This window comes from Actinophytocola sp., assembly GCF_045807065.1.
Taxonomy (GTDB): Bacteria; Actinomycetota; Actinomycetes; order Mycobacteriales; family Pseudonocardiaceae; genus Actinophytocola.
Genome location: NZ_JBJMIE010000206.1, coordinates 1 through 25947, shown reverse-complemented (window position 1 = coordinate 25947; position 25947 = coordinate 1). Strand labels below are relative to the sequence as shown.

Genomic DNA, 25947 nt, shown 5'->3' with positions numbered 1-25947 from the left:
TCCTCCTCGCTGAGCGGGTCCTCGGTCGTGGAGAAGAACCTGGACCGGGCCACGCTGTTCATCGGCGCCGTCTGGATCATTTGTGTCATCGGGCTCGGCCTGCTCATCAAGGTCGCCTGAGAACCCCGTCCGCTCCGGGAGCGGGGTAGTTCGTTTTTCCGCCTGAACCACCTTGTGGGGGTGTAAGAGTCGATGGCTGGTGGTAGTGCGATTCGAGGTACTCGAGTCGGCGCTGGACCCATGGGTGAGTCGGAGCGAGGCGAGTCCGCGCCGCGCCGGCGGGTCTCGTACTGGTGCGCGAACGGGCACGAGTCGAAACCGTCGTTCGCGCTCGACGCTGAGGTGCCGGAGTCGTGGGACTGCCCGCGCTGCGGTCTTCCCGGCGGTAGGGACGAGCAGGAGCCGCCGAAGGCCCCGCGCAACGAGCCGTACAAGACGCACCTCGCGTACGTGAAGGAGCGCCGGTCGGACGCCGACGGCGAGGCGATCCTCGCCGAGGCCCTGGCCAAGCTGCGCAGGCAACGAGAAGGCTGAGGCGCCCGATTGGGCGAACTCTGTTCGCGGACTGCGCTCACCGGGATCGTGTGCCTGTGTTTTCTGGGGGTGCAACCCCCAGACCCCGCCCGGCGGGGCTCCGCCCCCCGGACCCCCCGACCGCTGGTTGTCACTGTTGTCGCTGGTTGTCACTGAAGGCCGTCGCGCTGAAGTGGGTGCGGCGGCCTTCGTGTTCCGTCAGCCGGCTAGTGGATAGGTCGCCGAGACTTGAAAGCCGCCCTCGGAGGTCGGGCCGGCGGTGAACGTGCCGCCGAGCAGGCCCGCGCGTTCCCGCAGGCCGATCAACCCGTGGCCGCCGGACGGCAGGGGCGGTTCGCATGCCTCGGGACGCCCGTTGCGTACCTCGACGACCAGCGTGTCCTGCTGCGCCAGCACCCGCACCGAGGCCCGGGACCCCGCCGCGTGCTTGCGGACGTTCGTCAGCGCCTCCTGCACCGTGCGGTACACCGCGTGTGACACCGGCCCGGTCAGCTGGGACGGCTCGGCCTTCACGTCCAGCGCCACCCGCACCGCGTCGTCGCGGAAGTTGCGCACCAGCTCGTCCAGCTCGTCCAGACCCGGTTGGCCGTCCTCGGCGCCGTCGCCGGACCGCAGCACGCCGACCAGGTTGCGCAGCTCCTCCAGTGTGCGTGTGGACAGCTCGCGGATCGTGCGGGCCACGTCCGCCGTGTCGCCGTGCGTGGACACCTGCAGCGCGCCGGCCTGCATGGCGATCAGCGTGACCTGGTGGCTGACCACGTCGTGCATCTCCCGGGCCAGCTCGGCCCGTTCGGCGGCCCGGACCGTCTGGGCGAGCAGCTTCTTCTCCCGCTCGCGGCTCGACGCCAGGTCGCGGATGCGCTCGGACAGCTCCTTGCGCGCGGTGATCAGCAGGCCGATGGCTACCGGCATGCCCGTGGCGATCACCGCCCAGATCACGTTGAGCAGGTGCTCCTGCCAGCTCTGCGCGACGAACTCGGACAGCGGCCAGCGGACGTACCCGCACAGGAACACGAGGAAGCAGCCGGTGACCATCCGCCACGACAGCAGCCGGTGCTTCTTCGCGAGCGAGCCCAGCGCGATCATCGCGGCGAGCTGGGACCAGCCCGTCAGATAACCCGGGACCGTCACCAGCACGGCGAGGAACGGCACGTGCCGGCGCATGACCATCGCGGCCACGGCAACCGCCGACAGCCAGATCGAGTAGGTCTGCGCCTCCTCCGGGATGACCAGCCACACGTCGAGCAGCGCGAGCAGCAGCGCCGCCACGTCCGAGGCGATGCCGCGGGCGCGCGGGCTGGTGCGGAGGAAGGCCAGCCAGTGGGGCAGCAGCCGGCTCGCCGGCCCGGGCAGGATGCGGAGGTCGGCGAGGTCGACCGGGGCGCCGACCTTGGGTGGGAACGTGGACGCGACCAGGACGGGACCTCCATTCTCGGTGCGGGTCTCGCCGCGGGTCTCTGGGCGGGTCTCGCTGTGGACCTCGATTTCGCTACGGGTCACCGGACCCTCCCTCCGCGTGTTGCCCTCGCACAAATGAAGACAGGTGCATCGTCGGATCGGGACGAAATGTTTCACATGAATGTGCTGGAGCAAATCACCAGTTACCGGACGGCAACGCGTAACACCTTCGCGTCGATCTTCGGTTAACAACCGGCGCGTCGGATGCGCGTCCACTGGGTACAGAGGGCATGGTGGGTGACGCACCACTCTCTGAGCGGAGCCTCGCTCAGGGGTGGGGCCGCCCAGCCGTGTTGTCGAAGACCGGACAAGGGGTAGGTGGGGATGACGAGGAACTGGGCTCGCCGCGAGCCGGGCCAGCTGGCCGCGATGCTGGTCGCGACGCTGTTCGTGGTGGCCGGGGTGCTCGACGGGGGACCTGGTCTGCTGGACAACCTCGTCCACCTCGGGTTCGGCATCGCGGGCCTGGCCCTGGCCGGTTCCCCGCGCGGCGCGCACGCCTACCTCATCTGCGGCGGGGTGACCTACGTGCTGCTGTGGCAGTTCGGCGCCGCCGCCAACCCGCAGGTCGTGCCCTTCCACAGCGACAACGTGGTGGTCCACGTGTCGCTGGTGCTGAGCATGATCGGCATGGCCATGCTGACCGGTGGCCGCCGCCCGGTGACCGAGGTCATGCACGAGGTCGAGTACCGCATCACGCCGGTGCGGCGCGTGCGGCTCCGTGCCGTGCCCAGCCGCCCGCCGGGTCGCGGCGACCGCCGCACGCCCAAGCAGGTGGCCGACGTGCCCAAGCCGCTCGCCGTCCTGGGCTGCCGAGTCTGAGGGCCGGTCGGGGGCTACTCCACCATCGCGCGCATGGCCTCGGACAGGTTCGAGTAGTTCTCGATGCCGTCGATGGTGTCGGTCGCCTTCAGGACCCTGGCCACGGTCAGGCTCGCGATGACCACCGCGAGGCGCTGACGGACCGCGCGGGCCGCGTGGGTCGCGTCCAGCAGCGCCCGCACGCCGGCCGCGGCGCAGTACGTGACCCCGGTGAGATCGACGATGACCGCCGGCACCTCGCGCTCGCGCAGCTCGTCCAGCACGCGGACCAGCGTGGGCACCGTGAGCAGGTCGACCTCGCCGGCCAGACGGCATACGTACAGGTCAGGGTTGTGCCGCACGACCTTCACCTGCAGCCGGCGGTCGATGATGCGCTGCACGTCCGGAGGTTGTGAGCGCACGTCCGGAAGACGGTCTGGGTCTTTCCCCATGACGTCTCTCCCGCACTTCGCCCCGGCTGTCGGCAGTACGTCAATCGTAGTCGGGGTGGGATGCGTGGGCATGATCAGGGGAGTGCCGGTAGGGCCGCGCCGCCCCACCGGCGTCTGGTCCGGCAATTGCCACCCCCAGTGACGGTGTTCTTGTCGGCTCGGGTCGGTCAAGTGGCGAGGTGCAGCCGGGCACGCAGGTCGTGCGCCGTCAGATCGGCGGCGTAGACCGGCGTGCCCGGCTGGAACTTGCGGCCGCCGCGGGCGAGGCCTCCCGCGTCGACCGCGTCGAACCCGATCTCCTCGACCAGGGCCATGGCGCTCTTCTTGGCCCGGACGTGGTCACCGGAGACCGGGATGCCGCGCCGGCCGGCGAACCGGTCGCGGTGCGCGTGATCCCGCAGGTGCTCCCAGCGGATCGCGTTGAACGCCTTCACCACCTGGGCGCCGGACAGGTGCGCCTGCACCAGCTCGCTCGAGGTGATGCGGTCCTCGTCCAGCTCGCGGACGCGGTCGTCCAGTGCGGGGTCGTAGTTCGTCGCGTCGACTACCGTCTTCCCGGCCGTCTCCGCCACCGGCAGCTCGCGGTGGCGGTGGAACGGCACGGCGACCACGACCACGTCGGCGAAGCTCGCCACCGCGCGCACCGTGCGCGCGACGAGCAGGCCGGTCAGCGACACGTCATGCCCGACGATCGCGAAGTGCCTGCTCAACGTGGTGCCGATGGGTCCGGCGCCGATGATGCCGATACGCATGACTTGCGTCCTCATGCACGAGGGCTGTGGTCGATGGGGTAGGGGGAGATGCCTCGCCGCACCGGCGGTGTTCCGGCCCACCCTCGCCGGGTCGGAACTGATCCGCCGCCCGCTCACTCCGGGACGGCTACCGCTACGACGAGCGGCCGGTGCTTGACGTTCATCGGGATCACCATCGGCCGGTAGTGCCGCGGTCGGGGCCGCGCATGCTGTGTGGCGATGATGGCGGCCGTCACCTCCTCGGGGTCCGCGTAGCGACGTGGCGGGAGGCGGTGCAGTTTAGCCATGGTCACCGAGTCCGCGCCGTAGACGGCGGCCTGCGCGATGAGCTGCCAGCGGTGGGCTGGGAAGGGCAGGTCGCCGAACACTTGCCGTACGACTGTGTGGTTGTCCTGGTCCGATTTCACTCGGCCAAGAGTGGCCCTGTCAGTTGCCGGAGACATCGGTCAACTGACGTACCCGGGAACAACTTAGCGGGCAGATGCCGCCTTCTGATCAAGGAACCAGATAGTTTCGCGGTGCCCACGGGCCCCGGCGGCAGGAATGTCCTGCTCAGAGGCGCCGGCAAGTGCCGCTGCCACTGCCTCGGCTTTCGCCTCGCCAGTGGTCATCAGCCACACCTCGGCGGCCGTGCGGATTCTCGGCAGTGTAAGGGACACCCGGGTGGGCGGTGGCTTCGGGCAGTCCCTGACCGCGACGACCGCCCGCGCCGTCTCCAGCACGGCGGGGGAGTGCGGGAAGATGGACGCCGTGTGGCCCTCCTCGCCGACCCCCAGGAGGCAGACGTCGAAGGTCGGCACGCCGGCCAGCAGCACGGCGTAGGCCTCGGCGGCGGCGTCCGGGTCGTCGCCGAACTCGCCGTCCGACGGCGCCATCGCGTGGACGCGGTCGGGGGAGACCGGCACGTGGTCCAGGAGCGCCTCCCGTGCCTGCGTCTCGTTGCGCTCGGGGTCGCCGGCCGGCAGGAAGCGCTCGTCGCCCCAGTAGACGTCCAGGGCCGACCAGTCGAGCGGAGCGGACCGCAGCGCGGCCAGCACCGCGGTGCCCGTGCGGCCGCCCGTCAGCACGACTGACGCCGTGCCACGGGCCGCCTGGGCCGACGCCAGCGCCGCGGCCAACCGGTCCGCGGCCGCCGACGCCAGCTCCTCGGGTGTGTCGTAGGTCAGGACCGTCACGCGGTGGCTCCGGCCTTCGCCTTCTTCGGTGCCTCCGCCTTCTTGCGTGTGCCGGGCGCGCTCCGCCCGCCGCGGTCTACCTTGTTCAGGCTCTTCAGCGCGGCGTCGTAGATCTCGTCCGGGTCGAGCCGGCGCAGCTCCTCGGCGATGCAGTCGCGGACCGCGCGCCGCCCGAGCGCCACGCGCCGGTCCGGCTGGTTCGGCTGCACCAGCGTGCCGATCGAGCCGTCCGGGCGGTTGATCTCGATGCTGCCCGACTTCCGCTCCAGGGTGACCGACACGATGCCCTGGCCGGACTTGGCCTTCACCCGCTTGGCCGGCAGCCGCAGCCGGGACGAGAGCCACGCGGCCAGCAACTCGGCCGACGGCGAGTCGGCCTCGCCGGACACGGTCGCGGCCGTCACCTTCTCGTACGGCGGCAGGTCCAGCGCGGCGGACAGCAGCGCCCGCCACAGCGTGAGCCGCGTCCACGCCAGGTCCGTGTCGCCGGGCTCGTAGCCCTTCGCGCGGACCTCGAGCGCCTTGACCGGGTTGCGGTCCGCGGCCGAGTCGGTGATCCGGCGGGTGGCCAGCCGCCCGATCGGGTCCTTCGCGGGCGAGGTCGGCGCCTCGAACGGCCACCACGCGACCACCGGCGCGTCCGGCAGCAGCAGCGGGATGACGCACGACGCGCCCTCGTTGGCGAGCGGGCCGTACAGCCGCAGCACGATCACCTCGCTCGCGCCGGCGTCGCCGCCGACCCGGATCTGCGCGTCCAGCCGGGGCGAGGCCTTCTTCGCGCCCCGTGCCACGACGATCACCCGGCACGGGTGCTCGCGCGAGGCGTAGTTCGCCGCGTCGATGACGTCCTCGGTCCGCTCGCTGTCGTCGGTGACGATCACCAGTGTCAGCACGCGGCCGATGGTGTTCGCGCCACCCTGCTCGCGCAGGTGGACCAGCTTGCTGTTCACCTGCGACGTGGTGGTGGCGGGAAGGTCGATGATCATGAGGCCTCCGTGCTCATTGGTTCGCTCACGAGCTCGCTCAAGGACGCCTCCAGTGTCGGCCGGTGCGGGCGAGCATCCGGTCCGCGGACTCCGGACCCCATGTGCCGGCCGGGTACGGGTCGGGCTGGCCGTGGGTCCCCCAGTGCTTGAGGATCGGTTCGAGGATCTCCCACGACAGCTCGACCTCGTCGTTCTTGGGGAACAGGGACGGCTCGCCGAGCAGGACGTCCAGGATCAGCCGCTCGTAGGCCTCCGGGGAGGACTCGGTGAACGAGTGCCCGTAGCTGAAGTCCATGTTGACGTCCCGGACCTCCATGGTGGAGCCGGGCACCTTCGAGCCGAACCGCATCGTCACGCCCTCGTCCGGTTGGACCCGGAACACGAGCGCGTTCTGGCCCAGCTCCTCGGTGGCCGTGTCGTCGAACGGCAGGTGCGGCGCCCGCTTGAACACCACCGCGATCTCGGTGACGCGGCGGCCCAGCCGCTTGCCGGTGCGCAGGTAGAACGGCACCCCGGCCCAGCGGCGGGTGTCCACCGACAGCTCGATGGCCGCGAAGGTCTCGGTCTTCGAGTCCCTGGCGAACCCGCCCTCCTGCAGCAGGCCGGGCACCTTCTGGCCGCCCTGCCAGCCGCCGGTGTACTGACCCCGCGCGGTGGTCTCGTCGAACGGGCCGGCCGGCTTGGTCGCGGCGAGGATCTTCGCCTTCTCCGCGCGAACCGAGTTGGGGTTGAAGGAGACCGGCTCCTCCATGGCGGTCAGCGCGAGCAGCTGCAGCAGGTGGTTCTGGATCACGTCCCGGGCGGCGCCGATGCCGTCGTAGTAGCCCGCGCGGCCACCCAGGCCGATGTCCTCGGCCATGGTGATCTGCACGTGGTCCACGTAGTTCGAGTTCCAGATCGGCTCGAACAGCTGGTTGGCGAACCGGATCGCCATGATGTTCTGGACGGTCTCCTTGCCGAGGTAGTGGTCGATGCGGAACACCGACTCCTCGGGGAAGACGTCGTTCACGGTCTTGTTGAGCTGCTTGGCGCTCGCGAGGTCGTGACCGAACGGCTTCTCGATGACCACCCGGCGCCACTCGTTGGGCTTCTGGTCGGCGAGACCCGTGCGGGCCAGCTGCTGGACCACCTTCGTGAAGGCGGCGGGCGGGATCGACAGGTAGAACGCGTGGTTGCCGGCCGTGCCGCGCTCGTCGTCGAGTGCCTTGATGCACTTCGCCAGGTTGTCGAAGGCCTGGTCGTCGTCGAAGCTGCCGGTCACGAACCGGCAGCCCTCGGCGAGCCGGTCCCAGACCTCCTGCCGGAACGGCGTGCGGGCGTGCTCCTTGACCGCCTCGTACACGACCTGCCCGAAGTCCTCGTCGGCCCAGTCGCGTCGCGCGAAGCCCACCAGGGAGAAACCGGGTGGCAGGAGCCCCCGGTTCGCCAGGTCGTAGATCGCGGGCATGAGCTTCTTGCGGGACAGGTCACCGGTCACGCCGAAGATCACCAGGCCACAGGGCCCGGCGATCCTCGGGAGCCGCTTGTCCCGCTCGTCCCGCAGCGGGTTCTGCCAGCTGCGTGTGGTGCTCACCTGCCAACCTCCTGAAGGGCCTTGACCAGGTGCGCCAGTCCGGCGGCCCGGTCGGTGAGGTGCAGCCGCAGCACCGGACGCCCGTGTTCGGTCAGGACCTGGCCGTCGCCCAGCGCCTGGGCGAGCTGCAGCGTGCCGAGAGTGTATGGCCTGTCGGGTACCGGCAGGTCCTGTTCGACGGAACCGGTCAGCTGCAGGAACGCGCCGTTCTGGTGACCGCCCTTGTGGTACTGGCCGGTCGAGTGCAGGAACCGGGGACCCCAGCCGAACGTGGTCTGCTTGCCGGTGAGCCGCGCGATCTCCGGCCGCAGCACGGTCGCCGACGCGTCGGCGAGCCGATCCAGGTACGCCTGCACGGCGAGGTAACCGAGGTCCGGAACGGCGTCGAAGAACGCGCGCAGCGCCTCGGTCAGCGTGGTGCCGACGGCCAGCCCCGCCGGCGCGTGCACCTCGACCGGCCCGTCGGTGAAGGTCGGCTCGGCCGGCTCGGACTTCGGCGCGTCCAGGAGGGACCGGGCCGCCTTCTTCGCGGCCTCGACGTCCGGCTGGTCGAACGGGTCGATGCCCAGGAGACGGCCGACGAGCGCGGTCGCGAACTCCCACAACAGCATCAGCTCGCCGAGACTGCCCTCTGTGGACAGTCCACCCGAGACGGCGGGGCCGATCGCGACCGGCGTCGCGTCCGGTCCCGCGTCGGCGAAGCCGGGCGCGTCCGGGCTCTCGACGACCACCGGCAGCAGGCCGGTGCCGTTCTTGCCGGTGGACTCCGCGATCAGCTGCTCGACCCAGTCGCCGAACCCCTTGATGCCGGAGCCGGTGTCTGCGAAGACGACCTTCTCCGCGCCGTGGCCGTGTGCCGCGCCGAGCGCGGCGGCCAGCTGGATCGCCGGGTTCTCCGCGCTGTCGACGGCCAGGCGCGGCGCGATCCCGGCGGCCTCGTCGAGCAGCGCGCCGATGTTGGCGCCGGCGAGCCCGGCCGGCACCAGGCCGAACGCGGTCAGGGCCGAGTAGCGGCCGCCCACGTGCGGGTCGGCCGGGAACACCCGCCGGTAGCCCGCCTCCTTCGAGGCGGCCTCCAACGGCGAGCCCGGGTCGGTGACCACGACGATGCGGGACGCGGGGTCGACGTCGTTGTCCGCGAACGCCTTCTCGAAGATCCGGCGGTGGCTGTCCGTCTCCACGGTGGACCCGGACTTGGACGACACCACGATGACCGTCCGCGACAGGTCGCCCTCGAGCGCGTCGGCCACCTGACCGGGATCGGTCGTGTCGAGCACCACCAGCGGCACGCCCGCGGTGTTGGTGATCACCTCGGGCGCGAGCGACGAGCCGCCCATGCCCGCGAGGACCACCCGGTCGACGCCTTCGGCGTTCAGCTCGGACCGCAGCGCCTCGATCTCCCCGCGCAGTGGGCGGGAGGTCTCGTGCAGCCTCGTCCACGCGAGGCGGATGGACGCCTCGGACTCCGCGTCCGGCCCCCACAGGGTGGCGTCACCGGCCGCGAGCTTGCTGGCAACCTGGTCGGTGACCAGTTGCTCGACGAGGGCGGCGGTGTCCGCCGCCCTTGCCTCATCAGTCATGTCTCTGCTCAGCTTCCCTTCGCGGCCTTCAGCTGACCGGTAACGGACTCAAGCAGCTCTTCCCAGGACTTCTCGAACTTCTCCACGCCCTCGTTCTCGAGGGTCACGAAGACGTCCGAGATGTCGATGCCGACCCGCGCCAGCGCGTCGAACAGCTCCTGGGCCTCCCCCGCCTTGCCGGTCACCGTATCGCCACGGATCTCGCTGTGCTCGGCGACCGCGTCGAGTGTCGCCTCGGGCATGGTGTTGACCGTGTTGGCCACGACCAGCTCGTCCACGTACAGCGTGGGGGAGTACTCCTTGTTCTTCACGCCCGTCGAGGCCCACAGTGGACGCTGCGCGTGGGCGCCGTCAGCCGCGAGCGCGCGCCAGCGGTCGGTGGAGAACGCCTCCTCGAACGCCCCGTACGCGAGGCGCGCGTTGGCGACGGCCGCCTTGCCGCGCAGGGCTTTCGCCTCGTCGCCGCCGATCTCGTCGAGGCGCTTGTCGACCTCGGTGTCCACGCGGGACACGAAGAACGACGCGACCGAGTGGAGGTCGGCGACGTTGTGGCCGTTGGCCTTCGCCTGCTCGACGCCGGCGATGAAGGCGTCCATCACCGCGCGGTAGCGCTCGACCGAGAAGATCAGCGTGACGTTGACGCTGACGCCCTCGGCGAGGGTGCGGGTGATGGCCGGCAGGCCCGCCTCGGTGGCGGGGATCTTCACCAGCAGGTTCGGGCGGTCGACCGTCTTCCACAGGTCGAGCGCCTCGGCCACGGTCTTGTCGGTGTCGTGCGCCAGGCGCGGGTCCACCTCGATCGAGACCCGGCCGTCGACGTGGCTGGTCCGTTCGTAGACGTCCCGGAACAGGTCGCAGGCGTTGCGGATGTCGGTCGTGGTGATCTCCTTGACCGCCGCGTCCAGCGACGCGTCCCGGGCGGCCAGCTCACGGACCTGCTCGTTGTAGTCCTCCGCGTCGGCCAGGGCCTTCGCGAAGATCGTCGGGTTGCTGGTCACCCCGGTGACGTACTTGTCGCGGACGAGCTCCGCGAGGCTGCCGGAGTTGAGCCGGCGGCGGGAGACGTCGTCGAGCCAGATGGAGACGCCGGCCTCCGCGAGCTGGGCGAGTTTGTCAGTCATTGTGCGAGCCTCTCCGAATTCTGGATTGAGCGGCGGGCCGCGGAGACGACCGCGTCGGAGGTGAAGCCGAACTCCTTGAAGAGCACCTGGTAGTCGGCGGACGCGCCGAAGTGCTCGATCGAGATGATCTCGCCGGTGTCGCCGACGTAGCGGTGCCACGGCTGGGCGATGCCGGCCTCGACCGCGACGCGGGCCTTCACGTTCGGCGGGATCACCCGGTCACGGTATGCCTGGTCCTGCGCGTCGAACAGCTCCTGGGACGGCATGGACACCACTCTGGTGGCAACTCCCTCGGACTCCAGGATGTTCCTGGCCTCGACGGCCATCTGCAGCTCCGAGCCGGTGGCGATCAGCACCACCTTCGGAAGTCCCGCCGAGCTGTCCGCGAGCACGTACCCGCCCTTGCGGACGCCTTCGGTGGCCAGTTCCTTCGTGCCCTCGAGCACCGGGAGGTTCTGCCGGGTCAGCGCCATGCCGACCGGCGCCTCGTGCTGCTCGATGATGGCCCGCCAGGCCGCGGCCGTCTCGTTCGCGTCACCCGGCCGCATGACCACGAGACCGGGGATGGCACGCAGCGCGGCGAGGTGCTCGACCGGCTGGTGGGTCGGGCCGTCCTCGCCGAGGCCGATCGAGTCGTGCGTCCAGACGTAGGTCACCGGCAGCTTCTGCAGTGCCGCCAGGCGCACCGGCGGGCGCATGTAGTCGGAGAACACGAGGAAGGTCGCGCCGTAGGGCCGGGTCGGGCCGTGCAGCACGATGCCGTTGAGGATCGAGCCCATCGCGTGCTCGCGGATTCCGAAGTGGAGGGTCCGGCCGTACGGGTGGGCGTCCCACTCCTTGGTCTTCGCGCTCTCCGGGCCGAACGAGTCGGCGCCCTTCATCGTGGTGTTGTTGCTCTCCGCGAGGTCCGCGGAGCCGCCCCACAGCTCGGGCAGCACGTCGGCGATCGCGGACAGCACCTCGCCGGAGGCCTTGCGGGTCGCGGGGCCCTTGGCGTCCGGGTCCCACGACGGCAGCCTGTCGGCCCAGCCGTCGGGCAGCCGGTAGGCCGACATCCGGTCGAGCTCCGCCTTGCGCTCCGGGTTGGCCCGCGCCCACTCGTCGAACGACTTCTGCCACTCGCGGTGGGCGTCCTTGCCGCGGTCCGCGACCAGCCGGGCGTGCTTGAGCACCTCCGGCTCGACCACGAAGCTCTGGTCGGGGTCGAAGCCCAGGATCTTCTTGACCTCGCGGACCTCGTCCTCGCCCAGCGCGGAGCCGTGCGCCTTGCCGGTGTTCATCTTGTTGGGGGCCGGATAGCCGATGACCGTGCGCAGGATGATGAACGACGGCTTGGACGTCTCGGCCTTGGCCGCCTCGATGGCGGTCAGGATGCCGACGACGTCCTCGCCGCCGTCGACCTCCTGGACGTGCCAGCCGTAGGCCTCGTAGCGCTTCGCGGTGTCCTCGGACAGCGCGATGTTCGTGTCGTCCTCGATGGAGATCCTGTTGGCGTCGTAGAAGACGACCAGGTTGCCCAGCTCCTGGCGGCCGGCGAGCGAGGAGGCCTCGGAAGTGACGCCCTCCTCGATGTCGCCGTCGGAGGCGATCACGTAGATGTGGTGGTCGAACACGCTCTCGCCGAACGGGGTGTCCGGGTCGAACAGCCCGCGCTCGCGGCGGGCGGCCATCGCCATGCCCACCGCGGAGGCGAGGCCCTGGCCGAGCGGGCCGGTGGTGATCTCCACGCCCGCGGTGTGCCCGTGCTCGGGGTGGCCGGGGGTCTTGGAGCCCCACTTGCGCAGCGCCTTGAGGTCCTCGATCTCCAGGCCGTAGCCGGAGAGGAACAGCTGCAGGTACAGCGTCAGGCTCGAGTGGCCCGCGGACAGGACGAACCGGTCGCGGCCGATCCAGTCCGGGTCGCTCGGGTCGTGGCGCAGCACTCGCTGGTACAGGGTGTACGCGAGGGGCGCGAGGCTCATCGCGGTGCCCGGGTGACCGTTGCCGGCGTTCTGGACGGCCTCCGCGGCGAGGACCCGAACGGTGTCCACGGCGCGTTTGTCGAGGTCGGTCCAGTCGTCAGGCAGGTTCTGCGTGGTCAAACGGGCCAGTTCGTCGGCACTCATGGACACGGACTCAAGCTCCCACCTAAATCGTGTTGTCGATCATGCCGGTGGCACGATCGCGCTGGTCATCCTCGGGATGCCCGGACAATTCCTCAGCCTAACGAAACCACCCGGCGGCGGCCGCTCATGGACACGCGGCTACCATCCACAGCGTTGCCCGATCTTTCGCCACCTACACCACCTGGGAGCCGCTGGTGAGCGCAGCGCTCGGGGCGGCCACCAAAGCCCCGCGCCGCACCCGCAGGGATGTCGTGCGTGCGTACGTCGCGCTGACCAAGCCGAGGATCATCGAGCTCCTGCTGGTCACGACGGTGCCGGCGATGATGCTGGCGGAGCGGGGCATCCCCTCTCCGTGGTTGGTGTTCGCCACGCTCTTCGGCGGCACCATGGCCGCCGGTTCCGCGAACGCGCTCAACTGCGTGGCCGACGCCGACATCGACGCGCTGATGAAGCGCACCAGCGCGCGCCCGCTGCCGAAGCACCAGGTACCCGCCCGCAACGCGCTCGTGTTCGGCGTCACGCTGGGCGTCCTGTCGTTCGCGTGGCTCTGGCCCACCACCAACCTCCTGGCGGCGTTGTTGGCCGTCGCCGCCATCCTCTTCTACGTATTGATCTACACGATGGTTCTGAAGCGCCGGACCGCGCAGAACATCGTGTGGGGCGGCGCCGCCGGGTGCATGCCGGTGGTCATCGGCTGGTCGGCGGTGACGGGCTCGATCGAGTGGCCGGCCCTGGTCATGTTCGGTGTGATCTTCTTCTGGACCCCGCCCCATTTCTGGGCGCTGGCCATGAAGTTCCGCGACGACTACGCCCGCGCCGGCGTGCCGATGCTCCCCGTCGTGACGACCCCCGACCGGGTGGTGCGCCAGATCGTCACCTACTCCTGGGTGATGGTCGCGTGGACACTGCTCCTGGTGCCCGCCACCGGCTGGGTGTACACCGGCTTCGCGGTGCTCGCGGGCGCGTGGTTCCTGATCGTGGCCCACCGCCTGTACGCGTCGATCAAACGCGGCGAACCGGGCAAGCCGATGAAGCTCTTCCACATGTCGAACACGTACCTGACGCTCGTGTTCGTCGCGCTGGCCGTCGACTCGGCCCTGAGCCTCCCGGTCATCGGCTTCCCGTTCTGACCCGCCCGGTTCACCTCATCGACTGTTGACATCCCCGGTCCGCCCCCGGGTTGGGGCGCCAATCCTGACTCGTTCGTCTCTGACCCGCCCGGTTCGGGTTGTGGTTCACCGGCCTGGTTGGTGAACCGCGCGGTCTTTCCGGCTGCAACGGCGTGTTCGAACCTCGCTCATGTCGCGCCGGTGGACCTATCCCGCGACCGTGTTGACCGTGTCCAGCAGTGCCGACACGTCGGCGTCGTCCAGTGACTCGCGGATGCACTGCCACAGTTGGAGGTTCGCGGTGGCCCAGTGGGCGTACTGGGCGGCGGCCTCGGGGTTGTAGAAGTAGAAACCCTCGTCGTGGACGCTCTGCTGTTCGCCGCAGATCTTGTTGGCCAGCTCGCGCAGGCCGATCCCGTTCTCCTCGAGGTACTTGTGCGCGAGCACGACAGGCGTCACCGGCAGTGCCTTGAACAGCGTGTCGGCATCCGACAGCGCCTGGGCCTCCAGCGAGATGTCCCGTCCGCGGGTGGCCATCTCCGCCTCGTCGACGATGCGGTCGATCCAGCCCGCGACGTGCGCCGGCACCCCGGCCCGCGCCAGGATCGACAGGCGCAGATTGCTACCGGCCGCGGCGGCCGAGTTGCGCCGCACGAGGTAGTTCACGTCGTGAACCAGGGCGGCGGTCTCCACCACGCTGACCTCGGCGCCGTTGAGCACGGCGAACCGTGCGGCCTTGGTGCGCACGAAGTTCACGTGGTGCCACCCGTGGAACTGCAGGCGCGCCGCGTAACGCGTGCAGAGCTGGTGAACCTCCACCTCGACAGCATCGACTACCGCCGGTGGAATCACCGGCGCGGCAATATCCGTAACAGACACGTCGACCCCTCCGAACCATGCCGGCTGTGGTTAGCGCCCGGCCGAGCAGGGCTGGTGGGGTGATGGTAAACGGCGTGCGCGTGTTTGTCTGCGAAGTGCCTCCTAACTGTCCGGTCCTACAGCCGGTTCACCAGTCCCGACAACCGCGACTCGACGGGCACGTGCCGGTGGCTCTCGTGGGTTTCCGGATCGTAGGAAAGGCTCCACGGGGTCACCTGCCTCGACTTCACGAGGAAAGTCATCGTGCCGTCGACCGCCCGCGGAATTCGGTGGAAATCCGACGCGAGGAGGGTCTCGGCGGCGCCGACCGGGCACGGCGTGCTGGTCAGCAGCTCCGTCGACGCGATCAGCGACGTCTCCGGCGAGATCGCGGCGACGTAGCGTTCGTGCAGGTAGCCGCCGCGCAGGATGGTCGTGCAGAAGTGGTACCGGTGGTTGTGCACGGAGTCCGCGTAGCCGGCGCGCCAGTCGCGCTGCTCCTTGTACTCGTGCAGCCAGAACGTGAACGGCTCGTCCGGCTGGTCCCGCAGGCACCACGCGAAGTGTGTCGTCGTCTCCCGCGACCGTCTCGTGACGGCCCTGGCCTGCTCGTCCGGCAGGGCCAACAGGTGGGCACGCAGGTCGGTCCGCAGACCCGGCCGCTCCGCCCACGCCTCGAACCACCGGTCCACCTCGGCCCAGCGGGACGCGAGGGTGAAGTCAGCGGTACGCAACTGCTCGGCCAGCTCCCCCATAGCGGAGCCATTCGTGGCCACGAGATATCAGCTCCCCAACTCGGCCGTGACGGAGAATTCCCTGAGGAACTCGTAGAACTGCTGGTTCAGCTCGAGGAACTGCTCCTCGGTCAACCGTGAGTTGGTGATCTTCTCGAACCGCGCGATGAACTCCTGCCGCGAGAGGTCCGGGGTGATCACCAGGTGGTGGGCGTGGCGGGACGCGGAGATCCGCCCGAACTCGGCGCGTTCCATGTTGTAGATGAACGAGCCCTCGGAGAACCGCAGGGTGCGCGGGTACTCCGCGGGCGCGTGCGCGTCGCTGTAGAGCGTCACCCACACGCTGTCGTCGAAGATCTCCAGGCGGTCCAGCGGCGGGTCGGAGATCACGGTGACCTCCATCCGCGAGCACCTGCTGCGGGCCAGGTAGAGGCCCACGAGGCCCATCCGGCTCTCCTCGTGCAGGCGTGCCTGGATCGTGTCGACGTCGACGTTGGCAGGGGAGTGCCGGATCAGGTAGCGGGCACGGCCGCTTATCCCGGACGTGTTGGCGGGATCGGCGACGACTCCGCGGAACTCCCATTCGGACCGGGACAGCAGCAGCCGCGCCGCGGCATGCCGGCCGGAGAATCCTCTGAACAGGTACTGCCTGGTGCTCTGCAGATCCTGCATCATCAGCCGGTTGAACGCGGGGTTTGGCTCCGCGGTCGGTTCGAAGACGTGGGTGGGGAAGAACTCACGGTTCATCGACCGGTACTCATCGGCGAGATCACGCAACGCCTGACGGCTTTCCTCGACGAGAGGTGTGAGCATCGCCCGCTGAGTGGCGGTCGCGGTGATGAGGGTCTGGCCGAAGCCGACGATGGCCGAAACCAGTGTCCCGGTGGCGATCGAGGTGACCAGGTTCTTGCCGACGCCGGGGTCGAGGTTCGCCGAGAGGACCATGGTCAGTCCCGAGACCACCACCAAGATCAGGAGTAGCAGGCCGGTCCTGGTCCAGAAGATCTCTTGAATGGGGTTCTTGCGGAGGCCCTTGGCTTCCGCGGACATCCGTCTATCACCTCCTCGATGTGCACCGACCGGCCACTACAGCTCTGTGTGGTCGTTCGGGTGCGCGGAGTTACACTACCTGTACACGAGAAAGTGAGATATGGGAAGAACGAGTGGCGTGTTCGTTACCGACAGCCCCTGGTAGTGGGTAACAAGCCCCACCTGGAGTGACCTACATCATGCGCATCGTGCGCGTGGTTCTACCTCTTCCGCGCGGCGCGGCTCACGGCAGGAGCAGCAGCTTGCCGGTCGTGCGGCGAGACTCCAGGTCCTCGTGGGCCCTGCGGGCGTCGCTGAGCGGGTAGCGGCCGCCGATCCGGATGGACACGCGGCCCGCGGCGATGGCGGCGAACAGCTCATCACACCGCCACTGGAACTCCTCGGGCGTCGCGAGGTGGTGGACCAGTGTCGGGCGGGTCAGGAACACCGAGCCGGCCGCGTTCAGCCGCTGCGGGTCGACCGGCGGGACCGGGCCGCTGGACGCACCGAACAGCGCCAGCACGCCCCGGCGGGCCAGGGAGGCCAGGCTGCCGTCGAACGTGGTCCTGCCGACGCCGTCGTACACGGCCGCCACGCCGACCCCGCCCGTCAGGTCCGCGACCGCCTCCGCGAAGTCGGTCTCGGTGTAGCGGATGACCTCGTCGGCGCCTGCCTCGCGGGCGAGCGCCTCCTTCTCCGGCGTGGACACGGTCCCGATCACCTTGCCGCCGCGGAACTTCGCCAGCTGCACGAGCAGCAGCCCGACACCGCCCGCGGCCGCGTGCACCAGCACCGTGTCACCCGGCTTCACCGCGTACGTCGAGGTCACCAGGTAGTGCGCGGTGAGGCCCTGCAGCATGGCGGCCGCGGCGACCTCGTCCTCGACACCGGCGGGCACCTTGAACGCGGCGCCCGCCGGCACGACCACCTGCCCCGCGTACGACCCGGACGCCGACGCCCAGGCCACGTGGTCGCCCTCGGCGAAACCGGTGACGTCCGAGCCGACGGCGACGACCGTGCCCGCGCCCTCCTGCCCGAGGGGGAGGGGCAACGGCAGCTGGTAGGTGCCGTTGCGGTGGTAGACGTCGATGAAGTTCACCCCGGCCGCCGCCACCGACACCACGAGGTCGCCGGCGCCCGGGGTGGGCGCGTCGATCGTCTCGAGCTCCAACACCTCCGGTCCGCCGGTCGCACGCACTCGGATGGCATCGATGGGGTCGGCCACGGTGTCCTCCACGGTCACGAGAAGCTGCTCCGAACGGACCCTAGCCGCCCGCTCAGGTCGCCAGCTTGGCGGCCAGCCTTTCCGGTCGCGGCCAGCGCACCGCCCACGCCCAGCCGAACTTCTCGAAGAGCCAGATCACCCGCGCGGAGATGTCGACCTGGCCCCGCAGCACGCCGTGCCGCGCGCCGGTCGGGTCGGCGTGGTGCGAGTTGTGCCACGACTCACCCATGGACAGGATCGCCAGCGGCCAGAAGTTCGCGGCGCGGTCCCGGCTGACGAACGGCCGGTCGCCGATCATGTGGCAGATCGAGTTGACCGACCAGGTGACGTGGTGCAGGAACCCGACGCGGACGATCCCGGCCCAGAAGATCGCGGACACCACGCCCCACCAGGACATGGTGATGAGCCCGCCGAGCAGGCCGGGCAGCCCGAGCGTCAGCACGGTCATCGGGATGAACAGCTTGTCGACGAGCTGGATGTCCTTGTCGGCCAGCAGGTCCGGCGCGAACCGCTCCGCGTTGGTCTTGTCCCGTTCGAAGAGCCACCCCATGTGCGCGTGCCAGAAACCCCGCGCGATGGCGACCGGGGACGTGCCGAACAGCCAGGGTGAGTGCGGGTCGCCCTCCCGGTCGGAGTACGCGTGGTGGCGGCGGTGGTCGGCGACCCACGCGATGACCGAGCCCTGCGAGGCGAGGCTGCCGGCCAGCGCGAGCGCGATCCGCAGCGGCCGCTTGGCCTTGAACGCGCCGTGGGTGAAGTAGCGGTGGTACCCGACGGTCACGCCGAGCGCGGTGAGCACGTAGAACCCGGCGCCGATGCCGACGTCGGCCCAGCCGAGGCCCCAGCCCCACGCGAACGGCACGGCGGCCAGGAGCGCGAGGAAGGGGAGAATGACGAACACCACGACGGTGTACTGCTCGGCGCGGGAGCGCCGGCCGGCGAGGATGGGTTTGGGGGACTGGGATTCACGCGTTGGTGTGAGTGTCGCGGAAATGGCGAATGTTCCTCATAACTCGGGCCCGGGACGCGGCCAGGCGACGTCTACCTACGGTTACGTACCCGTAGGTTCCGGTTCGACGTTACCGTGCCGTGACTACCTCTGCCACTCGATCTTCCGCGGCGCCCGCGCGGCCGCGAACCCCGCACCACAGCGAGCCGGTGGCGATGATGACCGACATGGCGCCGAGGACGTGCAGGCAGACCAGCAGCTCGGGCACCCCGGTCCAGAACTGCACGAGCCCGATGGTGGCCTGGGCGAGGACCACGGCCACCAGCACCCGGTAGCGCCGCCACGGCGGCGGGAACGCCTGCTGGGAGCGCAGCCAGAAGCCCAGCAGCACCAGCGAGCCGAGGAACGTGTACAGGAACGCGGCGTGCACGTGCGCCATCGTCTCGACGGGGATGCCGAGCCGGGGGGTGTGGGAGTCGCCGGCGTGCGGGCCGGCGCCGGTGGTCATCGTGCCGGTCACGAGCAGCCCGGCGAGCAGGGCGGTCTGGACGTACAGCCAGGTGGTGAGCGTGCTCGGCGGCGGCACGGGCTCGGCGGGCACGCCGTCGCGCGGGACCGAGTGCACGAGCAGCGTGGCGAGCCACACCATCACCGTGGACGCCAGGAGGTGGATGGCGACGCTCCACCACACCAGGTCCAGCCGGACGGTGATGCCGCCGATGACCGCCTGGACGGCGACGCCCACCGGCATGGCGAGCGCGAGCCGCAGGTAGCGGCGGTCGGTGCGCGGGCGGTGCAGGTACGCCAGCACGAAGCAGATGACGGCGATGATGCCGACGATGCCCGTGAACAGGCGGTTGCCGAACTCGATCCACTGGTTCAGCGCGTTGTACTCGGGGTGGGAGACCGGGAACATGCTGTCGGGGAAGCACTGCGGCCAGGTCGGGCAGCCGAGGCCGGAGCCGGTGACCCGGACGACGGCGCCCGTCATCGCGATCAGCGCCTGCGTGGCCAGCACCGCGATGGCGAACCCCAGCTGGAGGCGGCGGCTCGGGTCGGGCACGCGGTCGATTCGGGCCTTGAGTGAGTCCAGCGACACGGCCCGATCGTAAACGTGCACGCCGCAACGGCTTTGCCCTGCCCTCCGGGGGAACGTCTACGGTCGCGGCCGTGCGTTTCGCGATCGGCTACCAGCCCGCCTTCCACGGCCTCGACCCCGCCCGCCTGCTGGACTACGCCCGCCACGGGGAGGAGTGCGGTTTCGAGGGCATCTACCTGCCCGAGCACGTCGCGCTGTACCCGGGCGCGCGGCTCGGCGAGATGGAGCTGCCGCCCACGACGCCGTACCTTGACCCGGTCGACGCCCTGGCGTTCGTCGCCGCGGCCACCTCGCGGCTCCTGCTGGGCACGGGTGTGCTGCTGCTGCCCTACCACCACCCGGTGCCACTGGCGAAGCGGCTGGCGACCGTGGACGTCCTGTCCGGCGGCCGGCTGCGCCTGCTCACCGTCGGCGTCGGCGCCCTTCCCGGCGAGGCCGCCGCGGCCGGGGTGGACTTCACCACCCGCGGCCGCCGCGCCGACGAGGCCCTCGACGTGCTGCGGCTGCTGTGGACCGGCGGCCCGGTCAGCTTCGACGGGGAGTTCTTCGCGTTCGAGGACGTGTGCGCCTTTCCCCGGCCGCTCGCGGACCTGCCCGTCCACGTCGGTGGTTCGAGCCTGGCGGCGGCCCGGCGAGCGGGTCGCCGCGGTGACGGCTACTTCGCCGGTGGCTTGCTGACCCCGGACGAGCGGGCCCGGCAGTTCGCGGCGGCCCGGGCGGCGGCGGTCGACGCCGGCCGCGATCCGGACGCGCTGGAGTACACGCGCTGGGGCTCGGTCGACATGCCGGGGTCCACCGTCGAGGCCCTGGCCGCCCAGGGCGTGACGCGGCTGGTGGTGAGCGCGTCCTCGGCCGACCCGGCCGAGCAACGGGACCAGCTGTCGGCCTTCGCGCGGCGGTTCGGCCTCGGCTGAGTCGGTCCCGTGTGGTTGGGTCGGCCGGTGTCGTGGGGACTCGTGGGCCAGGCGACCGGCATGTTCGTCGTGACCAATGTGGACGACCTGGTGCTGCTGGCGTTGTTCTTCGCACGGGGCAGGGCCGTGCGCGTGGTGGCGGGGCAGTACGTCGGTCTGGGGGCGCTGCTGGCCGTGTCCGTGGCGGGCGCGCTCGGCGCGGGGCTGCTGCCGGAGCCGGTGCTGCCGTGGCTCGGCCTCGTGCCGCTGCTGCTGGGTGTGCGGGCGGCCTGGCGGGCGTGGCGCGGCGCACCCGGTGACGGTGACCCGGACGACGGCACGGACGGTGGCACAGACGACGGTCCGTCCGTGCTGGCCGTCGCGGGGGTGACCATCGCCAACGGCGGCGACAACATCGGCGTCTACGTGCCGGTGTTCGCCGTCGCCGGCGCGACCGGGGTGGTCGGGTACGCCGTGGTGTTCCTCGTGCTGGTCGGCGTGTGGTGCGTGGCCGGGTGGTTCCTCGCGACCCGGCCCCCGGTGGCACGGGCGCTGGCCCGGTGGGGGCACGTCGTGCTGCCGGTCGTGCTGATCGGGGTCGGGGTGCTGATCCTGCTCAGCTGAGCTTCGTGGTGCGGGTGGCGACCACGGTCGCCACCGCGCCCCAGCCGGCCAGGACCACGAACACGGACCAGCCCGGCACGCCGCCGTCGACGAGGGCCGTGTGCATGCCGTCGGTGAGGGCGCCGGACGGCAGCAGTGCGGTGATGTCACCGAGGACGCCCGGCATGGAGTCCGGGGGCACGATGATGCCGCCGCCCAGCAGCAGCACGAACCACACGATGTTCGCCAGCCCCAGCACGACCTCCGCCTTCAGCGCGCCGCCGAGCAGGACGCCCAGCGCGCCGAACGACAGCGTGCCGAGCACCGCCAGCAGCAGTGCCCACGCCAGGCCGGCCGGTGCGGGGGACCAGCCGAGGACCGCCGCCAGCACGCCGAGCACGACCAGTTGCACCGCGACCACCACGAGCCCGGCGAGCGCCCGGCCGGTGACGAGCAGCCAGCGGGGGAGCGCCGTCGCGGCGAGACGCTTGAGCACGCCGTACCGCCGGTCGAACCCGAGCGCGATGGCCTGCCCGGTGAACGCCGAGGACATCACGGCGAGCGCGAACACCCGCGGCGCGACCGAGTCGACACGCGGCTCGGGCAGGTCGAACACGTGGACCACGGTGAGGCCGACCAGCAGCACGACCGGGATCAGCAGCGTGAGCAGGATCTGCTCGCTGTTGCGCAGGGTGAGCAGCGCCTCGGTCCGCGCGTGGACGAACAGCATCCGCCCCACCCGGCCGCGGCCGGGCGCCGGGGTGAAGGTGCCCGCGGGAAAGGTCGGCGTGCTCATCGGCCCGACCCCGTGAGAGATGGCGTCACCGCAGTTCCCTTCCCGTCAGCTCCAGGAACACGTCCTCCAGGCTGCGCCGGCCGACGTGCAGCTCCTCGGCCAGCACGCCCTGCTGCGCGCACCACGCCGTCACCGCCGATACCACCTGCGGGTCGACCCGGCCGGTGAGCACGTACGTCCCCGGCGACGGCTCGTCGATGCGGCAGTCCGCCGGCAGGGCCGTGCACAGCTGCCCCAGGTCCAGGCCCGCCTGCGCGCGGAAGCGGAGCTGTGCCGAGTCGGGCTCGTCCGCGGTCAGCTGGCTCGGGCTGCCCTCCGCGACGACCCGGCCGTTGTCGATGATCACGACGTGGTCGGCCAGCTGCTCGGCCTCCTCCATGACGTGCGTGGTCAGCAGGACGCCCACCCCGTCGGTCCGCAGCGCCCGGACCAGCTCCCACACGAGCCGCCGCGCCTGCGGGTCCATGCCCGCGGTCGGCTCGTCCAGGAACACCAGCTCTGGCCGGGACACCAGCGCGCACGCCAGCGACAGCCGCTGCTGCTGCCCGCCGGAGAGCCGCTTGTACGGCGTCCGCCGCGCCGAGGACAGGCCCAGCACCTCGATCAGCCACGCGGGGTCGATCGGGTTGGCCGCGCACGCCGCGACGAGCCCGAGCATCTCCTCGGCCCGCACGCCCGGGTAGGCGCCGCCGCCCTGCGGCATCACGCCGATCCGCGGGCGCAGCCGCTCGTGGTCGGTGGCCGGGTCGAGGCCCAGCACCCGTACCTCACCACCGTCGCGGCGCAGGAAGCCCTCGCAGATCTCGACGGTCGTGGTCTTGCCTGCGCCGTTCGGCCCGAGCAACGCGAGCACCTGCCCACGGTTCAACCGCAGGCCGAGGCCGTCGACCGCCGTGGTCCGGCCGAAGCGCTTGACCAGTCCGGACAGCTCCACGGCCGGACCCGACGAAGGGGTGCTCACGCCAGTAAGGCTATTGCCTCCGGTCGGCGTAGTGGTTCGTACCCGTCCACCCGCGCCGAGAACCGAGATCAGGCCGGTGCCGGGACCTGCCGACGTGGTCTGCCTGGCAGATGCTTGCGGACCACGAACAACGCGATCACCACCACGACCGCCGCGCCGACGTAGGCGTAGGGCAGCTGGTAGGTGCGGAAGTCGAACGTCGTCCCGGTCGGCGGCAGGGCCACCGCGAACGCCGCGCTGACGGCGGTCGCGGCCATGCGGAAGCGGGTGTTGCCGGCCGCCGAGGCCAGGGGGATCGCCGCCCACAGCAGGTACCACGGCTGCACGGTCGCGCCGAACACCAGCACCGCCCCGAGTGCCGCGCCCAGCCCGATCATCGGCCGCAGGCGCCACCGGAAGCTGTCGAGCAGCAGCTTCGCCGCCAGCAGCGGCCCGAGCAGCGTGCCGACCATCCGGCTCACCATGATCGCCGCGTCCATGTGGTTGCCCAGGCCGAGGAGGATCCCGAGCCCACCCGCGCCGAAGCCGAGCGCGGTCATCGGTGCCATCCAGCTCTTGACCGTGTTCGCCGTGTTCAGCGTCGACGTCCAGCCCAGCCCCAGCCCGCTGCCGAACGACGTCAGCACGACCACCGAGAGGAAGATCACCAACAGCGCGCCCGCCGTGAACAACAGGTGTTTCCACCGGCCGCCCCAGCGCCGCGCGATCATCACGCCGAGGAACCCGAGCGCCAGTGCCGCCGGGATCTTCACCACGGCCGCGAGCGTGATCACGGTCGCGCCGATGCCGTACCAGAGCAGCTCGCCCTGCTGCCACGGCGGGAACGGGCCGCCCGGCCCGCACCGGGGCATCCGCCGCAGCGCCAGCTCGATGCCGACGAGCATCAGGCCGATCGCCAGCGCCTCGTTGTGCACGCCGACGATCGAGTGGAACAGCACCAGCGGGTTCGCCGCGCCGAGCCACAGCGCGCTCACCGGGTTGATGCCGAACCGCCGCGCCAGCCGGGGCAGCGCCCACACGATCATCGCGAAGCCGAACAGCGCCAGCAGCCGCTGGAAGGCGACGCCCATCACGACGTGGTCACCGGTGATCCACGTGATCGCCCGCCCGATCATCAGGAACAGCGGCCCGTACGGCGACGGCGTCTCCCGCCACATCGTCGGCACGTTCCTGGTCAGGACGTCGTTGTTGCCCAGCGCCTCCGCCGGCCCGACCGTGTACGGGTCCAGCCCGCGCGCCGCGATCTCGCTCTGCGCGAGGTAGCTGTACACGTCCTTGGAGAACATCGGCACGGTGAACACGAGCGGCGCGGTCCACATGACCAGCGTGCGGGCCATCTGCGGCAGCGACACCATCCGCGCGCGCCCGGGCAGCGAGAGCCGGCCGAGCCCCAGCCAGGCCAGCACGATCATGAAAACACCCGCGAACGCGACGGCCAGCGACACCGTGGTCATCCGGCTGAACAGGCCGAACACGGGCAGGCCCCAGACCGGGTTGTACACCGGCGCCGCGCCGGCCCCCAGCGACCCGACGGCCAGCAGCAACGCGCCGACCGTGCCGAACCGGCGGATGATGTCCAGCTGCCGGCGCTCGCGGTTGTCCAGCGGTTCACTGGTGGACGCGGACCTGCCGGACCTTCCGTCGGCCTCGCTCGGCTCCGCCACACCCTCTGCCACGTGGGAAAGCGTATCGGCAAGCCTCAGCAGTGACGCCGATCACCTCGTGCGGGGGCTCACTTTGCCGGTTACCCAGAAATAAGACACACTGGTGTTGTGAAAAACGAGCAGCAGGCCGAGGGCCGCACCAGGCATGGTGTGGCGCGCCTGTTGCTGGAGCAGGGACCGATCACCGCGGCCGCGGTCGCGGAGACCCTTAGGATCAGCCCGGCGGCCGTCCGCCGGCACCTGGACACGCTGGTCGCGAACGGTGAGGCGTGCATGCGCGACGCGCCGAGGCGAGGTCAGCGGGGCCGGGGAAGGCCGGCGAAGCTCTGGTTGCTGACCGAGACGGGACGGGCGCGGTTCGGGCACGCCTACGACGACCTGGCCATCGCGGCCATCCGGTTCGTCGCCGAGGCGGCCGGTGCGTCCGCGGTCCGCCAGTTCGCGCAGCGCCGGGTGGCGACGCTCGTCGAGCGGCACCGAGGCGAGGTGCTCGACACGCCGGACCTCGCGGGCCGAACGAAGGCCCTTGCGGATGCCCTGACCAGGGAGGGTTACGCTGCGTCGACGCGCCGCGTCGGGACAGGGGAGCAGCTCTGCCAGCACCACTGCCCGGTCGCGCACGTCGCGGCGGAGTTCCCCGAGCTGTGCGAGGTCGAGACGGCGGCGTTCGCCGAACTGCTCGGCACCCACGTGCAGCGACTCTCGACCATCGCGCGCGGCGACGCCGCGTGCACCACACACGTACCGCTCGGCGACTCCCGAATCGCCGAGCCGGGCGATACCACCACAACCGAAGGGACGCCTTCATGACCACCGCCGCGGAGCGCGCTGGCACGCCGCTGACACAGGAGGAGACGATCGCCGCGCTGGGCAGGTACCAGTTCGGTTGGGCGGACTCCGACGTCGCGGGCGCGAGTGCCCAGCGTGGCCTGTCCGAGGCCGTCGTCCGGGACATCTCGGCCAAGAAGGGCGAGCCGGAGTGGATGCTGGAGTCGCGGCTCAAGGGCCTGCAGCTCTTCGCCCGCAAGCCGATGCCGAACTGGGGCGCCGAACTGTCGGGCATCGACTTCGACAACATCAAGTACTTCGTGCGCTCGACCGAGAAGCAGGCCGCGTCCTGGGAGGACCTGCCCGAGGACATCAAGAACACCTACGACAAGCTGGGCATCCCGGAGGCCGAGAAGGCCCGCCTGGTGTCCGGTGTCGCCGCGCAGTACGAGTCCGAGGTGGTCTACCACAAGATCAACGAGGAGCTCGAGAAGCAGGGCGTGATCTTCCTCGACACCGACACCGCGCTCAGGGAGCACCCGGAGCTGTTCGAGGAGTACTACGGCTCGGTCATCCCCCACGGTGACAACAAGTTCTCCGCGTTGAACGGCGCCGTCTGGTCGGGTGGCTCCTTCATCTACGTGCCGAAGGGCGTGCACGTCGAGATCCCGCTGCAGGCCTACTTCCGGATCAACACCGAGAACATGGGCCAGTTCGAGCGG

25 protein-coding genes and 2 pseudogenes are annotated in these 25947 nt (G+C 70.6%); 8 read left to right on the top strand and 19 right to left on the bottom strand.

What is annotated here, in order from left to right; all coding sequences use genetic code 11:
• Together ACJ73U_RS12010 and ACJ73U_RS12005 are read left to right on the top strand one after the other, a co-directional pair.
• A pseudogene (locus ACJ73U_RS12010) lies at positions 1–120 on the top strand (preprotein translocase subunit SecG); the annotation flags it as partial.
• Between the two features lie 72 nt (positions 121–192).
• Complete coding sequence (locus ACJ73U_RS12005; protein ID WP_407777653.1) at positions 193–534, top strand: RNA polymerase-binding protein RbpA; 342 nt, start codon at positions 193–195, stop codon at positions 532–534.
• Positions 535–732: 198 nt separating this feature from the next.
• Here ACJ73U_RS12005 and ACJ73U_RS12000 read toward each other — a convergent pair whose 3' ends face one another.
• Positions 733–2034: a sensor histidine kinase gene (locus tag ACJ73U_RS12000; protein ID WP_407777652.1), complete on the bottom strand. Its 1302-nt coding sequence runs from the start codon at positions 2032–2034 to the stop codon at positions 733–735.
• Positions 2035–2316: 282 nt separating this feature from the next.
• Here ACJ73U_RS12000 and ACJ73U_RS11995 point away from each other — a divergent pair, with 282 nt between their 5' ends.
• Positions 2317–2814: a DUF4383 domain-containing protein gene (locus ACJ73U_RS11995; RefSeq protein ID WP_407777651.1), complete on the top strand. Its 498-nt coding sequence runs from the start codon at positions 2317–2319 to the stop codon at positions 2812–2814.
• Positions 2815–2828: 14 nt separating this feature from the next.
• Here the strand turns inward: ACJ73U_RS11995 and ACJ73U_RS11990 are convergent, their stop codons facing one another.
• The 9 genes from ACJ73U_RS11990 to tkt all read right to left on the bottom strand — a co-directional run bounded on the left by ACJ73U_RS11990 (position 2829) and on the right by tkt (position 12537).
• Complete coding sequence (locus ACJ73U_RS11990; protein ID WP_407777650.1) at positions 2829–3194, bottom strand: STAS domain-containing protein; 366 nt, start codon at positions 3192–3194, stop codon at positions 2829–2831.
• 218 nt (positions 3195–3412) lie between these two features.
• Positions 3413–3997: an NADPH-dependent F420 reductase gene (locus tag ACJ73U_RS11985; RefSeq protein WP_407777649.1), complete on the bottom strand. Its 585-nt coding sequence runs from the start codon at positions 3995–3997 to the stop codon at positions 3413–3415.
• 113 nt (positions 3998–4110) lie between these two features.
• Positions 4111–4404 carry a DUF2795 domain-containing protein gene (locus ACJ73U_RS11980; protein WP_407777648.1) on the bottom strand — a complete coding sequence of 98 codons (294 nt, stop codon included), beginning with the start codon at positions 4402–4404 and terminating at the stop codon, positions 4111–4113.
• A gap of 63 nt (positions 4405–4467) precedes the next feature.
• Complete coding sequence (gene pgl, locus ACJ73U_RS11975) at positions 4468–5172, bottom strand: 6-phosphogluconolactonase (protein WP_407777647.1); 705 nt, start codon at positions 5170–5172, stop codon at positions 4468–4470.
• Positions 5169–6158, bottom strand: coding sequence for a glucose-6-phosphate dehydrogenase assembly protein OpcA (gene opcA / locus ACJ73U_RS11970; RefSeq protein WP_407777646.1), 990 nt, complete (start codon positions 6156–6158; stop codon positions 5169–5171). The genes pgl and opcA overlap by 4 nt, the downstream gene beginning before the upstream one ends.
• A gap of 37 nt (positions 6159–6195) precedes the next feature.
• Complete coding sequence (gene zwf, locus ACJ73U_RS11965) at positions 6196–7731, bottom strand: glucose-6-phosphate dehydrogenase (protein ID WP_407777645.1); 1536 nt, start codon at positions 7729–7731, stop codon at positions 6196–6198.
• Positions 7728–9311 carry a glucose-6-phosphate isomerase gene (locus ACJ73U_RS11960; protein WP_407777644.1) on the bottom strand — a complete coding sequence of 528 codons (1584 nt, stop codon included), beginning with the start codon at positions 9309–9311 and terminating at the stop codon, positions 7728–7730. The genes zwf and ACJ73U_RS11960 overlap by 4 nt, the downstream gene beginning before the upstream one ends.
• An 8-nt stretch (positions 9312–9319) precedes the next feature.
• On the bottom strand, positions 9320–10432 hold the full coding sequence (gene tal / locus ACJ73U_RS11955; protein WP_407777643.1) for a transaldolase: 1113 nt from the start codon (positions 10430–10432) through the stop codon (positions 9320–9322).
• Positions 10429–12537 (bottom strand): transketolase, encoded by a 2109-nt coding sequence (tkt, locus tag ACJ73U_RS11950; RefSeq protein ID WP_407777642.1) that lies wholly within the window; start codon positions 12535–12537, stop codon positions 10429–10431. The genes tal and tkt overlap by 4 nt, the downstream gene beginning before the upstream one ends.
• A 194-nt stretch (positions 12538–12731) precedes the next feature.
• Between tkt and ACJ73U_RS11945 the strand changes: the two genes are divergently transcribed.
• Positions 12732–13667 carry a heme o synthase gene (locus tag ACJ73U_RS11945; RefSeq protein WP_407777641.1) on the top strand — a complete coding sequence of 312 codons (936 nt, stop codon included), beginning with the start codon at positions 12732–12734 and terminating at the stop codon, positions 13665–13667.
• 186 nt (positions 13668–13853) lie between these two features.
• Here ACJ73U_RS11945 and ACJ73U_RS11940 read toward each other — a convergent pair whose 3' ends face one another.
• The 6 genes from ACJ73U_RS11940 to ACJ73U_RS11915 all read right to left on the bottom strand — a co-directional run bounded on the left by ACJ73U_RS11940 (position 13854) and on the right by ACJ73U_RS11915 (position 19540).
• Positions 13854–14465: an HD family phosphohydrolase gene (locus tag ACJ73U_RS11940; RefSeq protein WP_407777640.1), complete on the bottom strand. Its 612-nt coding sequence runs from the start codon at positions 14463–14465 to the stop codon at positions 13854–13856.
• A gap of 176 nt (positions 14466–14641) precedes the next feature.
• Positions 14642–15280: a hypothetical protein gene (locus ACJ73U_RS11935; RefSeq protein WP_407777639.1), complete on the bottom strand. Its 639-nt coding sequence runs from the start codon at positions 15278–15280 to the stop codon at positions 14642–14644.
• A gap of 6 nt (positions 15281–15286) precedes the next feature.
• On the bottom strand, positions 15287–16288 hold the full coding sequence (locus tag ACJ73U_RS11930; protein ID WP_407777638.1) for a hypothetical protein: 1002 nt from the start codon (positions 16286–16288) through the stop codon (positions 15287–15289).
• Positions 16289–16511: 223 nt separating this feature from the next.
• Positions 16512–17471, bottom strand: a complete 960-nt coding sequence (locus tag ACJ73U_RS11925; protein ID WP_407777655.1) for a quinone oxidoreductase family protein — start codon at positions 17469–17471, stop codon at positions 16512–16514.
• Between the two features lie 73 nt (positions 17472–17544).
• A complete protein-coding gene (locus tag ACJ73U_RS11920; protein ID WP_407777654.1) occupies positions 17545–18438 on the bottom strand; it encodes an acyl-CoA desaturase in 894 nt (297 codons plus the stop codon).
• Between the two features lie 133 nt (positions 18439–18571).
• Entirely contained in the window at positions 18572–19540 is a 969-nt protein-coding gene (locus ACJ73U_RS11915; RefSeq protein ID WP_407777637.1) for a COX15/CtaA family protein, read from the bottom strand.
• A gap of 71 nt (positions 19541–19611) precedes the next feature.
• Between ACJ73U_RS11915 and ACJ73U_RS11910 the strand changes: the two genes are divergently transcribed.
• Together ACJ73U_RS11910 and ACJ73U_RS11905 are read left to right on the top strand one after the other, a co-directional pair.
• Complete coding sequence (locus tag ACJ73U_RS11910; protein WP_407777636.1) at positions 19612–20454, top strand: TIGR03619 family F420-dependent LLM class oxidoreductase; 843 nt, start codon at positions 19612–19614, stop codon at positions 20452–20454.
• A gap of 27 nt (positions 20455–20481) precedes the next feature.
• Positions 20482–21057 (top strand): cadmium resistance transporter, encoded by a 576-nt coding sequence (locus ACJ73U_RS11905; RefSeq protein WP_407777635.1) that lies wholly within the window; start codon positions 20482–20484, stop codon positions 21055–21057.
• On the opposite strand, the gene ACJ73U_RS11900 is transcribed toward ACJ73U_RS11905, so the two are convergent.
• The 3 genes from ACJ73U_RS11900 to mptB form a co-directional block, all read right to left on the bottom strand.
• Positions 21050–21832 carry an ABC transporter permease gene (locus tag ACJ73U_RS11900; protein ID WP_407777634.1) on the bottom strand — a complete coding sequence of 261 codons (783 nt, stop codon included), beginning with the start codon at positions 21830–21832 and terminating at the stop codon, positions 21050–21052. The genes ACJ73U_RS11905 and ACJ73U_RS11900 overlap by 8 nt on opposite strands.
• Positions 21833–21857: 25 nt before the next feature.
• On the bottom strand, positions 21858–22793 hold the full coding sequence (locus ACJ73U_RS11895; RefSeq protein WP_407777633.1) for an ABC transporter ATP-binding protein: 936 nt from the start codon (positions 22791–22793) through the stop codon (positions 21858–21860).
• A gap of 68 nt (positions 22794–22861) precedes the next feature.
• Positions 22862–24469, bottom strand: coding sequence for a polyprenol phosphomannose-dependent alpha 1,6 mannosyltransferase MptB (gene mptB / locus ACJ73U_RS11890; protein WP_407777632.1), 1608 nt, complete (start codon positions 24467–24469; stop codon positions 22862–22864).
• A gap of 96 nt (positions 24470–24565) precedes the next feature.
• On the opposite strand from mptB, the gene ACJ73U_RS11885 reads away from it, so the two are divergent.
• Entirely contained in the window at positions 24566–25267 is a 702-nt protein-coding gene (locus ACJ73U_RS11885; RefSeq protein ID WP_407777631.1) for a helix-turn-helix transcriptional regulator, read from the top strand.
• Positions 25264–25947, top strand: a pseudogene (locus ACJ73U_RS11880) (Fe-S cluster assembly protein SufB); the annotation flags it as partial. The gene ACJ73U_RS11885 and the pseudogene ACJ73U_RS11880, both read left to right, overlap by 4 nt.

Excerpts from the sequence above, each read along its gene's own strand:
- ACJ73U_RS12005 (WP_407777653.1), top strand. The coding sequence starts at position 193 with ATGGCTGGTGGTAGTGCGATTCGAGGTACTCGAGTCGGCGCTGGACCC.
- ACJ73U_RS11995 (WP_407777651.1), top strand. The coding sequence starts at position 2,317 with ATGACGAGGAACTGGGCTCGCCGCGAGCCGGGCCAGCTGGCCGCGATG.
- ACJ73U_RS11985 (WP_407777649.1), bottom strand. The coding sequence starts at position 3,997 with ATGCGTATCGGCATCATCGGCGCCGGACCCATCGGCACCACGTTGAGC.
- opcA (WP_407777646.1), bottom strand. The coding sequence starts at position 6,158 with ATGATCATCGACCTTCCCGCCACCACCACGTCGCAGGTGAACAGCAAG.
- ACJ73U_RS11960 (WP_407777644.1), bottom strand. The coding sequence starts at position 9,311 with ATGACTGATGAGGCAAGGGCGGCGGACACCGCCGCCCTCGTCGAGCAA.
- tal (WP_407777643.1), bottom strand. The coding sequence starts at position 10,432 with ATGACTGACAAACTCGCCCAGCTCGCGGAGGCCGGCGTCTCCATCTGG.
- tkt (WP_407777642.1), bottom strand. The coding sequence starts at position 12,537 with ATGAGTGCCGACGAACTGGCCCGTTTGACCACGCAGAACCTGCCTGAC.
- ACJ73U_RS11930 (WP_407777638.1), bottom strand. The coding sequence starts at position 16,288 with ATGTCCGCGGAAGCCAAGGGCCTCCGCAAGAACCCCATTCAAGAGATC.
- ACJ73U_RS11900 (WP_407777634.1), bottom strand. The coding sequence starts at position 21,832 with ATGAGCACGCCGACCTTTCCCGCGGGCACCTTCACCCCGGCGCCCGGC.